A 12,284-nucleotide genomic window follows, 5' to 3' on the forward strand; every position below is an offset into this window, starting at 1 on the left:
CTCATGAACACCACACTGCGCATCCTTCCGCTTGTCGCCGTGCTGGGCCTGGCGTTGCCCGCGCTGGTCCGGGCCCAGCAGGCCTATCCCAGCCCCGATGCCGCCGCCGATGCCCTGGTTGCCGCGCTGGGGACCGACCATGCCGACGCCGACAAGCTGGCGGCCCTGCTCGGCAAGGACTGGCGCGACTACATCCCGCCTGCAGGCGGCCAGCGTGCCGACGTGGATGCGTTCCTCAGCGGCTATCGCGAGCGGCATTCGATCAAGACCGCTGCCGACGGCCACGCCAACCTGGTCGTCGGCAAGAACGACTGGAGCCTGCCGATCCCGCTGACCAAGGGAAAGGACGGCTGGCGTTTCGATCTCCGCGCCGGCGCCACGGAGATCCGCGAGCGTCGCATCGGCCGCGACGAGTTGGCGGCGGTGGAAGCGGCGCGCGCCTATGACGACGCGCAGATGGAATACGCCGAAGTCGATCGCGACGGCGATGGCGTGCTCGAGTACGCGCAGAAGATCCTCAGCACCGACGGCCAGCACGACGGCCTGTTCTGGGCCGACGACGACAGCGGTGAGATCAGCCCGCTCGGTCCGCTGTTCGCGGACGCCTCGCCCGGCAGCGACTGGCATGGCTACCACTACCGCATCCTCACCGCGCAGGGACCATCGGCGCCGGGCGGCGCCTACAACTACCTGCTGGGCAAGAACATGAGCCGCGGCTTCGCCCTGATCGCCTGGCCGGCGAAGTACGGCGACAGCGGCGTGATGAGCTTCATGATCAGCCACGACGGCGAGGTCTTCGAGAAGGACCTCGGCCCCGGCAGCGAGAAGCTGGCGAAGGCGATGCCCCGCTTCGATCCCGACAGCAGCTGGCAAGAAGTGAAGGACACGGACACTGCGGCCGCCGCCGCGCCCTAGCTGCACGAGCCTGCGTCTCCCGGCATCGACGCGTGCGGTCATGCGCGTCGGCGGCTGATCGTGAACGACAGCTTGACCGGCAAGGACCAGACCTTCGTGCGTGGGATCAAAGTCCAATATCCCCGCATGCCTGCCCCGCACTAAGGTTTCCATCACGCCGGACGATTCGGTCCGGCCCGCAAAGTGTCGCCCGCGAATCCGCCCACCGGTGCCGCGGTGCCATCTGCGACTGGAGATTCCCAATGCGCATTCCAGGGCCGTATCTCGCCGCATTTGCATTGATTTTTGCCTCGACCGCCGCACGCGCCGCGCCGCCGGCATCCATTCCCCACGCGGCCGCACAGGGCGCCGCCGCGCCCGCGTCGACGCCTGCATCCGAAAAAGTATTCGGCGTCGAGGAACTCGACCAGATGACGGCGCCCATCGCCCTGTATCCCGACGCGCTGCTCGCGCAGGTGCTGATGGCGTCGACCTACCCGGGTGATGTTGCCGACGCGGCCAAGTGGTCCAAACAGCACAAGGGCGTCAAGGGCGAGGAGGCCGTGAAACAGGTCGAGAACCAGGCCTGGGACCCGAGCGTGCAAGCGCTGGTCGCCTTCCCGCCGGTACTGGAGACGCTCAGCCAGGATGCGGCCTGGGTGCAGAAGCTGGGCGACGCCTTCCTCGCCCAGCCCGATGACGTGATGGGGTCCGTGCAACGCCTGCGCAACAAGGCGCAGGCAGCCGGCAACCTCAAGACCACCGAGCAGCAGGTGGTCAAGACCGAACCGGCGACCGGCGCCGTCGCGGCGGAATCGGTACCGCAGACCATCATCATCGAATCGGCTGACCCGGAAGTCGTCTACGTACCCAGCTACAGCTCCAGCGTGTACGGCCCCTGGGCGTACCCGGCCTATCCGCCGTACTACTACGGCTACTACCCCGGCGCCGCGCTCTTCAGTTTCGGCGTCGGCATGGTCGTGGGCGGGGCGCTGTGGGGCAACTGCAACTGGGGCGGCGGCGACATCGACATCGACGTCAACAACAACTTCAACCGCAACACCAACCGCGAGCGCAACACCAATCGCACCACCAACCGCGGCGAGGGCGGCAAGTGGCAGCACAACGCCGCCAACCGCGACGGCGTGCCTTACCGTGACCAGCGCAGCCGCGACCAGTTCGGCAAGAGCCGCGAAGGCGTCGCGTCGCGCGATGCGTATCGCGGCCGCGATACGGCGCGCAACGCCGACCGTGATCGCGCCCGCCAATCGATGTCGAAGAGTGGCTTCGAGGCCCCGGCGGCGAGCAACCGGGAGGCGCGCGATCGCGCCGGCCAGGCCTCGCGGCAGATGGGCCAGGGCCAGGGGCGCGTCAGCGATTTCGATCGCGGCCAGCAGCAGCTGAGCCAGCAACGCAATGCGCAGGAGCGCCAGTCCTCGCGTGACTCGTTCAACAGCTCCCAGGGAGGGCAACGCAACAACGCGTTCTCCGGAGCGAGCAATCCCAATGTCTCGCGCGCCTCGTCGAACCGCGGCCGCAGCAGCTATGGCGCGTCGCAGCGTTCCGGCTCGCGCGGCGGTGGCCACCAGATGTCCCGTCCCTCACGCGGCGGCGGCGGGCGGCGCCGTTGAACAGGAGATCGAGCATGACCGCTACCACTCGCTTGATTTCGTTCGCCGTGCTGGCATTGCTGGCGCCGGCGGTTTGGGCACAGCAGGCCTATCCGTCACCGGATGCGGCAGCCGAAGCGCTGGTCAGGGCCCTGGGCTCGTCGCAACGCGCGGAGAAGCCCGATGAAGTCCGCCTCGCCGCCCTGTTGGGCGCGGACTGGCGCGACTACGTGCCGGTCGGCAGCGTCGGCAGCGACGACGTCGACGCCTTCGTCGCGCGCTATCGCGAGCACCACGAGTTCAAGACCGATGCCGGTGGCCGCGAGATGCTCTCGGTCGGCAAGGATGCGTGGACCCTGCCGGTACCGTTGGAGAAGCGCAAGGGCGGCGGCTGGGCCTTCGATCTCAAGGCCGGCGCGCAGGAGATCCGCATTCGCCGCATCGGCCGCAACGAGCTGGCGGCGGAGCAGGCCGCGCGCGCCTACGAGGACGCGCAGGACGACTACGCCATGGTCGACCGCGATGGCGACGGCGTACTCGAGTACGCGCAGAAATTCCTCAGCAGCGACGGCAAGCACGACGGCCTGTATTGGGCCGACCAGCCCGGCGAGGAGGAAAGCCCGCTGGGACCGCTGTTCGGCGATGACACCCCGGGCGGCGACTGGCACGGCTACCACTACCGCATCCTCGCCGCGCAGGGACCGTCGGCGCCGGGCGGCGCCTACGACTACAAGCTCGGGGACAACATGAGCCGCGGCTTCGCCCTGGTGGCCTGGCCGACGAAGTACGGCGACAGCGGCGTCATGAGCTTCATGATCAGCCACGAAGGCGAGCTGTTCGAGAAGGACCTCGGTCCGGACAGCGAGCGCGTGGCAAAGGCGATGACCACCTTCGATCCGGACAGCAGCTGGCAGGAAGTGCCGGACACGGCCACCGCCACCACCACGGCACCGTAAGCGCCGCGGCCTTGGGGCCGCGGCGCCGGCGCGCTTACTTCAGCGTGCGCTCGAACAGTTCGTAGATGCGGCGGTACTCGTCGTACCACGCATCCGGATGCGCGAAGGTGTGCCGTTCCATCGGGTATGGCGCGATTTCCCACTTGTCCTTGTGCAGCTCGATCAGGCGCTGCGACAGCATCACCGAATCCTTGAAGAACACGTTGTCGTCGATCATGCCGTGCGCGATCAGCAGATGGTCCTGCAGCTTGTCGGCGTATTCGATCGGCGACGAGACGCGGTAGGCCTCGGGGTCGAGTTCGGGCGTATTGAGGATGTTGCTGGTGTATTCGTGGTTGTACTGCGACCAGTCGCTGACCGGGCGCAGCGCGGCGCCGGCCTTGAACGTGCCGGGCGCGCGGAACAGCGCCATGAAGGTCATGAAGCCCCCGTAAGAGCCGCCATAGATGCCGGCGCGATCCTTGTCGCCCTGCTTGTTCGCGATCAGCCAGTCGAGGCCGTCGAGGTAATCCTCCAGCTCCGGATGGCCCATGTTGCGGTAGATCGCTGTGCGCCAGTCGCGGCCGTAGCCTTCCGAGCCGCGGTAATCGAGGTCGAGCACGACGTAGCCGTGTTCGACCAGCAGGTTGTGGAACATCTGTTCGCGGAAATATTCCGGCCAGCGGTCGTCGACGTTCTGCAGGTAGCCCGCGCCGTGCACGAACATCACGATCGGATACTTCTTGCCGGCTTCGGGCTGCCTGGGTCCGTAGTACTTGCCCCAGACCGTGCCGGCGCCGTGCTTGCTGGGCACCTGCACGTATTCGGGCTGCATCCAGTCGCGCGACTTGAAGGCGTCCTTGCGCGTGTCGGTGAGCTGTCGGGCTTCACCGCCATTCGCCGCGACCACCGATACCTGCGCCGGCATGTAGGCGCGCGAATGGCGCACGAGCACCTGGGTGCCATCGGGCGACAGTGCGAAGTCCTCGACGCCGCCGAGGTCGGTCAGCTCGCGCACGGCACCGCCCTTGCGGTCGGCGGCGCACACCTCGTAATCGCCAGGCCACTTGCGGTTGCACAGGAAATAGAAGGTGCTGCCGTCCGGCGACAATTGCGGCGCCGAAGCTTCCCACTTGCCCGCGGTCAGCGCGCGCGGCGTGCCGCCGTCGCTGAGGTAGATGTGCGAATAGCCGCTCTGTTCCGACAGCAGCCAGAGCTGCCCGTCAGGGGTCCAGCCGAAATCGTTGAAGCCCCAGTTGATCCAGGCCGGATCGGTGAGGCGGTGGCGCGGCTGCAGTTTGGCGGTGGCGAGATCGACGCTGGCGATCCAGCGGTCCTTGTTGTCGATCGCGCGCACCATCACCGCTACGCTGCGGCCGTCGTCGCTCCAACGGATCGGCGGCGCGCCGCTGTTGTCGCCACTGGTGAGCACCTGCACGGCGCGGTTGCCCTTGAGCGCGTCCTGCTTGGCCGCCTTGCGCAGCGCCGCCAGCGGGTCGTCCTTGATGCCAGGGAGGGCGTCGAACTTGAGTTCGCTGACCTTGGCCCCGGCCACATCCACCAGCCACAGTCGCTGCGGCAGCGACGCATTGCGGCCGACGCGGGTACGCACTTCCTCGAATTCCTCGTAACCCGACTCGGTCACGTACTTGGGCATCTTGCCGGCCTGTCCCGCATCCGCGTCCTTGGCGGTGGTGACGACCAGCAGCCAGCGTGCATCCGGCGACAGCAGGCTGTCGACGATGGCGACGTCATTGCTCAGATAGGCCGGCAGCGGCGCCCGCGTGGCGTCGTCGCGCCGCCACTGTTCGTCCTGCACGCGCGCGGCGTCGCGCCGCGCCTTGTCGTCCTGCAGCGTGCGGATCATGTGCAACTGGCGATCGCGCAGGTCGTCGGGCTTGGGCGCGGCGGCGGGATCCTTTTCGGCCTTGACGATCGCGGCCTGGCTCACCCCGGCGCCGGCGCGCCACCGGTACCAGTCGTTGCCGACGCGGAATACGAGGTTGCCATCGCGGCTCCACTGCGGCAGCGCTTCGGACGCATCGGTGCGCGTCACCTGCGTCAGCGCACCGCTGCGCAGGTCGCGCACGAACACGTCGCCATTGCGGACGAAGGCCATGCGCGTGCGCGCCGCGTCGAAGGCCGGGTTCGCCGCATCGAGTTCGGCGCGCGCGGCGCCATCGACCCTCTGCGCCGGACCGCCGGCGACGGGCTGGCGCCAGGTGTCCTTGATCGTCGCGCCCTCGCGCTTGACCTGGTATTGCACCTGCTTGCCGTCCCACGACCACCAGGCCTGCTCGACCGGCGGCCCGATCCAGTCCGGATCGGCCATGACCTGCTCGAGCGTGAGCGGCGGGTTGGGCTGGGCCGCGACCGCGGCGGGCAGCAGGAGGAGCAAGGCGAAGGGCAGGACGGCAAGACGCATCGGGCAGCGGACTGTAGGGAAACCGGGCCGCAGGGTAACAGTCCGGCGCTTTGCGCAATCGGGCCGTCGGTCATGCCCTGGGCGCGCCGGCGGCAGGGCCTGCAAGCCCCGCAGGCCCCGCGGCGGCTGCACCGGTCCGGCCAGCCGGAACTGATCCTGTTCGCGGCCAATGGCGCGGCGCACAATACGCGCCGCGACGCACCCCCGCGCGTCGCGGAGTCGCTGCGTGGATGCACTGTTCTCGCCGCTGTTGCTGTCGCGGATCCAGTTCGGATTCGTCATTTCCTGCCACATCCTGTTCCCGGCCTTCACCATCGGCCTCGCCAGCTGGCTGGCGTTCCTCGAATTCCGCTGGCTGCGCACGCGCGATGCCCTGTGGCGCGACCTCTACTTCTTCTGGCTGAAGATCTTCGCCGTGTCGTTCGGCATGGGCGTGGTCAGCGGCATCGTCATGAGCTTCCAGTTCGGCACCAACTGGGCGGTGCTGAGCGAGAAGGCCGGCAACATCCTCGGGCCGCTGCTGTCGTACGAGGTGCTGACCGCGTTCTTCCTCGAAGCGACGTTCCTCGGCGTGATGCTGTTCGGTGCCAGGCGCGTATCCGACAAGCTGCATTTCTTCGCCACCTGCATGGTCGCGCTGGGCACCTTGATCTCGACGTTCTGGATCATCTCCGCCAACAGCTGGATGCAGACCCCGCAGGGCTACACGCTCACCGCCGACGGCGTGTTCGAGCCGGCGAGCTGGTGGGCGATCGTGTTCAACCCGTCGTTCCCATTCCGGCTCACGCACATGGTGCTGGCGGCGTTCATCACCACCTGCTTCGTGATCGGCGGCGTCAGTGCGGGCTACCTGCGCCGCGGCGTGCACGTCGAAGCGGGCAAGCGCATGCTCCGGCTCGCCGTGGTATTCGCGGCGATCGCGGTGCCGCTGCAGGTCTTCGTCGGCGACCAGCATGGCCTCAACGTCGGCGAACACCAGCCGATCAAGCTCGCGGCGATGGAAGGCCATTGGGAACAGGGTGAAAAGGGTGCCGGCGTGCCGCTGGTACTGTTCGCGCTGCCCAACCAGAAGGCCGAGCGCAACGACTACGAGGTCGCGGTGCCGAAACTTGGCAGCCTCATCCTGACCCATTCACTCGACGGCGAAATCCAGCCGCTGAAATCGGTGCCCGCCGACGAGCGCCCGCCGGTGGCGCCGGTGTTCTTCGCCTTCCGGGCGATGGTCGGTCTCGGCACGACAATGCTGCTGCTCGTGCTGGCCTCGCTGTGGATGTGGCGGCGGCGCCGGCTGTTCGAATCGGCGTGGGTGTTGAACGGCTGGCGCGCGATGACGCTGGCCGGTTTCGCCGCGATCCTCGCCGGCTGGTGGGTGGTCGAGATCGGCCGCCAGCCGTACGTGGTCTACGGTCTGCTGCGCACCGCGGACGCGGTGACGCCGACGCTCGCCACCGGCAGCGTGCTGACGTCGCTGATCGTTTTTGCCGCGGTCTACTTCACCGTGTTCGGGGCCGGTATCTGGTACCTGCTCAAGCTCATCCGCAAGGGCCCGCAGCCGCACGAGCCGGCGCCGCGGACCGAAGGCGGCGACAAGACGCCGGCGCGGCCGCTGTCGGTGGGCGGTGCCGAAGGGGAGGGCGCGTGATGGCGTACTGGCTACCCGTGCTGTGGTTCGGCGTGATCGGCTTCGGCGTACTGATGTACGTGCTGCTCGACGGCTTCGTGCTCGGACTCGGCATCCTCGCCCCATTCGCGGAGGACGAGCACCAGCTCGACCACATGATGAATACCGCCGCGCCGATCTGGGACGGCAACGAGACCTGGCTGGTGCTAGGTGGCACGGGCCTGCTCGCGGCCTTCCCCAAGGCGTACGCGGTGGTGCTGTCGGCGCTGTACCTGCCGGTGCTGCTGATGCTGATCGCGCTGGTGTTCCGCGGCGTCGCCTTCGAATTCCGCTTCAAGGCGCAGCGGACGAAGCCAGCATGGGGCGCGGCGTTCGCGCTGGGCTCGATGTTCGCCGCGTTCGCGCAGGGCGTGATCCTCGGCGCGCTGGTCGAGGGCATGCCGCTGCAGGGCGGCAAGTACATGGGCGGTGCGTTTGGCTGGTTCAGCCCGTTCTCGATGCTCACCGGCGTGGCGGTGGTGTTCGGCTACGCGCTGTTGGGATCCACCTGGCTGATCCTCAAGACCGAGGGCCGCATGCAGCTGATCGCGCGCACGCTGACGCGTCCGCTGGTGCTGGTGGTCGTCGCCTTCATGGGGCTGGTGAGCGCGTGGCTGCCGTTCCTCGACTCGCGGATCATGGCGCGCTGGTTCGAAAACGGGAATTTCTGGTGGCTGGCGCCGGTGCCGGTGCTCGCGCTCATCAACGCCTTCGCGCTGTGGCAGGCGACGATGAAGCAGGGGCGCGACACAGCGCCGTTCCTGCTGACGCTCAGCTTCTTCGTACTCGGCTTTGCCGGGCTGGTGCTGGGGATCTGGCCGAACATCGTGCCGCCGTCGCTGACGATCTGGGATGCGGCGTCGCCGTCGTCGTCGCAGGGTTTCGTCGGTGTCGGCCTGATCGTGCTGCTGCCGGCGATCCTCGGGTACACGTGGTGGTCGTACAGCGTGTTCAAGGGCAAGGTCGCGGCGGACGCCGGCTACCACTGAAGGCCGCTGGCGCGGGGCGCGAAAACCCCGCAAAAAAAGCCTGAACACGCGTGTCGCGCAGCGACGGGGCGGTTATGCTGTGTGCGTTGTCACGCGGCGAGCCGTCCCCCCAAGCGCATGCAAGCCTACGTTTACAAAAGCCTCCGCAAAGCCGACACCTACGTCTACCTCGGCGCCCGCGACGATTTCGAGCGCCTGCCCGCACCGCTGCGGTCGCAGCTGGGCAACCTGCAGTTCGTGCTGGAACTGGCGCTCACGCCGGAGCGCAAGCTCGCCCGCGGGGATGCGGCCGTGGTGCGCGAGAACCTCGCCGTGCGCGGCTTCCACCTGCAATACCCGCCGACGGTCGAAGACCCGATGACGGAGGACTGGGGCACCGATGCCTGACGCCATCGCGGCGACGCCAGACACGCCAGCGGCCATGCCGGCGGACACGCGCCGCGTCGCCCCGCGGTGGCTGCCATGGGCGACGCTGGCGGGCGCTGTCGCCCTGGCGGCGGTGGCCGGGTTCGGTGGCATCGCCGCCATTGCCGCATTGCTGGCGCAGCCCGCCTTCGCGCTGGCTGTCGCCCAGTTCCGCGGCCGTCGCTTCGCCACGCCGCGCGCGCTGCTGGGCGAAAGCGGCTGGCTTGCGCTGCTGTGGGGCGGGGCATTCGCGCTGGCGGCGGCCGTCGTCACCTGGCCCCTGTCGGCCCTGATCGAAGGCGGTTCGCTGTTGTCGGCGCTCGGCCTGAGCCTGATGGCCGGGGTGTTGCTGCTGGGCGCGTGGCGCCTATGGCCGCTGTGGCACGGCATGGAAACCGAAGGCGGCACGCTGGCGCAGCATTGGGGTGAGCTGGGCGAACTCGACGCCGGTGCGTGGCGCGGCCTGGGCGTGGCCGGGATCGTGGTGGCGCTGCTCGGCGCGATCCTGGTGCTGGCGTGGCCGGGCCTGCTCGGCGCCAGCGCGCGCTGGGGCCTGGGCGCCGGGCTGGTCGTCGCTTCGCCGCTGCTGCACTGGCTGCTGCAGCGCACGGCGCCCGCCGATGCGTTGCCCGAGGGCGACGCTGTCATCGAAACCGACAACGAGACCGCCGCCGAACTGCCGCTCGGCGCGCTGCCGCTGGAAACCGAACTCTATGCCGCCGCCCGCGCCGGCCGCGTCGAACAGGCGCTGCAACTGATTGATGCGGGTGCCAACGTGCATGCGCCGCCGCCGCACGAGGACCGCGACCAGCGCAACCTCGCCGTACTCGCGGCGGTACTGCCCGACCTGCGCCTGCTGCGCACACTGATCGCGCACGGCGTCGACCTCAACGCCACCCATGCCGGCATGACGCCGCTGCTCGCCGCCACCCGCGACAGCTGGCACGGCCGTCCCGATGCGGTGATGACGCTGCTCGCCAACGGCGCCGATCCGCGCGCCGTCGACCACGACGGCAACACCGCCCTGCACCACGCCGCGCGCAGCTCCGATCCCGGCGTCGCCGCGCTGCTGCGCGATGCCGCGGCGGAAGTCGACGCGCTCAATGCCGAGGGCCTGTCGCCACTCGGCGTCGCCTGCGCCGCGGGCAACTGGCGCCTGGCGAAATTCCTGCTCGAGCGCGGCGCGAAGCCCGAGCCAGCCGGTGGCCAGCCGGCGCTGCTCGCCGCCGCCGGCACCGAGGAAGACGACGCCGCGGGCGTGCAGCTGCTGCTCAAGCAGAAGGCCAAGGTCGACGCGCGCGACGCGCAGGGCCGCAGCGCCCTTCACGAAGCGGCCTTCGCCGGCCACGCCGAGATCGTCGAGGTCCTGCTCGCCGCCGGTGCCGATGCCGCCGCCGCCGACCGCCTCGCCCGCACGCCGCTGCTCGAAGCAGCGCGGGGCGGCCGCGTCGCCGTGCTTGACCGCCTGCTCGCGCAGCTGCGCGACTCGTCCAGGAGCGGGGGCGGCATGAGCGAAGCCGCTGCCGTCGATGCGCATGGCCGCGGTGCGCTGATGCTCGCGGCGATGTCGGAGAACGCCACGCCGGCCCTGATCGAACGCCTGCTTGCGCTCGGCCTGGATGCCGACGCGCGCGACTTCGACGACAAGCGTGCGATCGACCGCGCCGCCGAAGCCGGCCGTTGGGCGCTGGTCGCCGCGCTCGACCGCGCCTACCCGTTGCCATCAGCGGTCAGCGACGCCGCGGAAACGCCGGACGCGCCCCTACCCGACCGTGCCCCCGCCGCGCTGCTGCGCGAGGGCCTGCACGAACGCCGTGGCGCCGAACTCACCGGCCTGGCGCAACTGCTCAGCGCCAGCGAACTCGGCGCACTGCTGCATGACGAGGCGCCCGCACCCAGCGCGGAACAGGTCGAGCGCCTGCTGCACTGGGGCGCGGATCCGGGCGTGCGCGATGGGCAGGGCGACACGCCGCTGTTCGCGCTGCTCACTCGCGGTCCCGCGGCGCTGCCGGCGCTGCAGGCGCTGGTGCGCCGCGGCGTTTCGCCGGCCGGTGGCGGTGGCCTCGCGCGCTTCCTTGCCGCGTGCTCGGCCAGCGAACAGGCCGCGCGCGGCCTCGAATATTTCGCCCTTGACCTGCTCGAGCGCGGTGCCGATCCGTTCGCGGCATCGCCCGCCGGCGATCCGCCGCTGGCCCTGGCCGTGCGCCTGGGCTGGTCGCGCCTGGTCGATCGCCTGCTCGCCATCGGCGTCAGCCTCGACGGCCGCGACAGCCACGGCATGAGCGCGCTGCACCTCGCCGCCGCGCTCGGCCGCGAGGCGATGCTGAGGAAACTTGTGGCGCAGGGTGCCGCGCCCGACCTGCTCGCCGCCGACGGACAGACGCCGCTGGGTGTCGCGCTGTCGTCCGGACGCCGCGATCTCGCCGACTGGCTCGACTGGCGCGGCTGGCCGCTGCCGAAGCGGCCGCTGCGCGCGCAGGACGTACCGGCCGCGGCGATCGTGGGGGACGCCGATGCGGTGCGCCGCCTGCTCGACCTCGGCCTGCCGGTCGATGCCGCAGACAGCCAGGGTTGCAGCGCGTTGCTGCGCGCGGCCGGTGGCGGCCATCGTGCCGTGGTCGACCTGCTGCTGGCGCGCGGCGCCGATCCGCAACTCGCCGCGCATTCCGGGGCCACGCCCCTGTCCGCCGCGGTGAGCATGCGCCATGCCGAAGTGGTCGACCGCCTGATCGCCGCCGGCGTCTCCCTGGAACAGCGCCTGCCCGGCGACCTCACCGTGTTGATGGTCGCGTGCGCGCTCGGCCTGCCCGACATGGCCGCGCGCCTGCTGGCGGCCGGTGCCGACGTGCATGCCACCGATGCCCAGGGCCGCACCGCGCTGCATTGCGCGGCGATGTTCGGCTTCACCGCGCGCGAGCGCGCGCGCCTGGTCGCACTGCTCGACACCCTGCTGCTCGCCGGCGCCGAAGCCGACCTGCCCGCCGCCGGGGCGACGCCGTTGCTGCTGGTGCTGGGGGCGCGCGCGGAACCGGGCTCGGCCGCCGACGAGGACGTGCTGATGGCCGGCCTCGACCAGCTCCTCGACCACGACGCCCAGCTCGACGTGCAGGACCCGCGCGGTTTCGGTCCGTTGCACCTGGCCGCGCTGCACGGCTTGATGCGCGTGGTGCAGAAGCTGCTGCGCGCGGGTGCGGATCCCGCGTTGCGCGACACGCTCAACCGCACCCCACGCGAGATCGCGGTGATGCGCGGCTTCGTCGACATCGCCGCGGAACTGGCGCCGGTGCCGTCCCCGGGTTCGGACGTGTCGATGGCGCGGTTCCTGCGCGAGCCGTGATGGGCACGCGGCGAAGCCGGTAACCGGCT

Annotated in this window: 8 protein-coding genes; 7 read left to right on the forward strand and 1 reads right to left on the reverse strand. The window is 70.0% G+C overall.

Going from position 1 to position 12,284, the window contains the following annotated elements; translation table 11 throughout:
* Nucleotides 1–3: 3 nt before the first annotated feature.
* The 3 genes from ACXJJ9_RS05515 to ACXJJ9_RS05525 all read left to right on the forward strand — a co-directional run bounded on the left by ACXJJ9_RS05515 (nt 4) and on the right by ACXJJ9_RS05525 (nt 3,460).
* On the forward strand, nt 4–915 hold the full coding sequence (locus ACXJJ9_RS05515) for a DUF2950 domain-containing protein (RefSeq protein ID WP_457096229.1): 912 nt from the start codon (nt 4–6) through the stop codon (nt 913–915).
* Between the two features lie 242 nt (nt 916–1,157).
* The gene (locus ACXJJ9_RS05520; RefSeq protein ID WP_457096230.1) at nt 1,158–2,525 is read left to right on the forward strand and encodes a DUF3300 domain-containing protein; all 1,368 of its coding nucleotides are present in this window, start codon (nt 1,158–1,160) and stop codon (nt 2,523–2,525) included.
* Nucleotides 2,526–2,539: 14 nt separating this feature from the next.
* Nucleotides 2,540–3,460: a DUF2950 domain-containing protein gene (locus ACXJJ9_RS05525; RefSeq protein WP_457096231.1), complete on the forward strand. Its 921-nt coding sequence runs from the start codon at nt 2,540–2,542 to the stop codon at nt 3,458–3,460.
* 34 nt (nt 3,461–3,494) lie between these two features.
* Here the strand turns inward: ACXJJ9_RS05525 and ACXJJ9_RS05530 are convergent, their stop codons facing one another.
* Nucleotides 3,495–5,864, reverse strand: a complete 2,370-nt coding sequence (locus tag ACXJJ9_RS05530; RefSeq protein ID WP_457096232.1) for a prolyl oligopeptidase family serine peptidase — start codon at nt 5,862–5,864, stop codon at nt 3,495–3,497.
* Nucleotides 5,865–6,090: 226 nt separating this feature from the next.
* Between ACXJJ9_RS05530 and ACXJJ9_RS05535 the strand changes: the two genes are divergently transcribed.
* The 4 genes from ACXJJ9_RS05535 to ACXJJ9_RS05550 all read left to right on the forward strand — a co-directional run bounded on the left by ACXJJ9_RS05535 (nt 6,091) and on the right by ACXJJ9_RS05550 (nt 12,255).
* Nucleotides 6,091–7,506: a cytochrome ubiquinol oxidase subunit I gene (locus ACXJJ9_RS05535; RefSeq protein ID WP_457096233.1), complete on the forward strand. Its 1,416-nt coding sequence runs from the start codon at nt 6,091–6,093 to the stop codon at nt 7,504–7,506.
* A complete protein-coding gene (gene cydB, locus ACXJJ9_RS05540; protein WP_457096234.1) occupies nt 7,506–8,513 on the forward strand; it encodes a cytochrome d ubiquinol oxidase subunit II in 1,008 nt (335 codons plus the stop codon). Before ACXJJ9_RS05535 ends, cydB begins: the two co-directional genes overlap by 1 nt.
* Nucleotides 8,514–8,630: 117 nt before the next feature.
* Nucleotides 8,631–8,900 (forward strand): YcgL domain-containing protein, encoded by a 270-nt coding sequence (locus ACXJJ9_RS05545; RefSeq protein ID WP_310054507.1) that lies wholly within the window; start codon nt 8,631–8,633, stop codon nt 8,898–8,900.
* Between the two features lie 34 nt (nt 8,901–8,934).
* On the forward strand, nt 8,935–12,255 hold the full coding sequence (locus ACXJJ9_RS05550; protein ID WP_457096584.1) for an ankyrin repeat domain-containing protein: 3,321 nt from the start codon (nt 8,935–8,937) through the stop codon (nt 12,253–12,255).
* Nucleotides 12,256–12,284: the final 29 nt, after the last annotated feature.

The organism is Lysobacter sp. P5_B9 (assembly GCF_054049835.1).

What these genes read in the sequence shown, in the direction of transcription:
- cydB (WP_457096234.1), top strand. Translation starts at nt 7,506, where the DNA reads ATGGCGTACTGGCTACCCGTGCTGTGGTTCGGCGTGATCGGCTTCGGC.
- ACXJJ9_RS05545 (WP_310054507.1), top strand. Translation starts at nt 8,631, where the DNA reads ATGCAAGCCTACGTTTACAAAAGCCTCCGCAAAGCCGACACCTACGTC.
- ACXJJ9_RS05520 (WP_457096230.1), top strand. Translation starts at nt 1,158, where the DNA reads ATGCGCATTCCAGGGCCGTATCTCGCCGCATTTGCATTGATTTTTGCC.
- ACXJJ9_RS05530 (WP_457096232.1), bottom strand. Translation starts at nt 5,864, where the DNA reads ATGCGTCTTGCCGTCCTGCCCTTCGCCTTGCTCCTCCTGCTGCCCGCC.
- ACXJJ9_RS05515 (WP_457096229.1), top strand. Translation starts at nt 4, where the DNA reads ATGAACACCACACTGCGCATCCTTCCGCTTGTCGCCGTGCTGGGCCTG.
- ACXJJ9_RS05525 (WP_457096231.1), top strand. Translation starts at nt 2,540, where the DNA reads ATGACCGCTACCACTCGCTTGATTTCGTTCGCCGTGCTGGCATTGCTG.
- ACXJJ9_RS05550 (WP_457096584.1), top strand. Translation starts at nt 8,935, where the DNA reads ATGCCGGCGGACACGCGCCGCGTCGCCCCGCGGTGGCTGCCATGGGCG.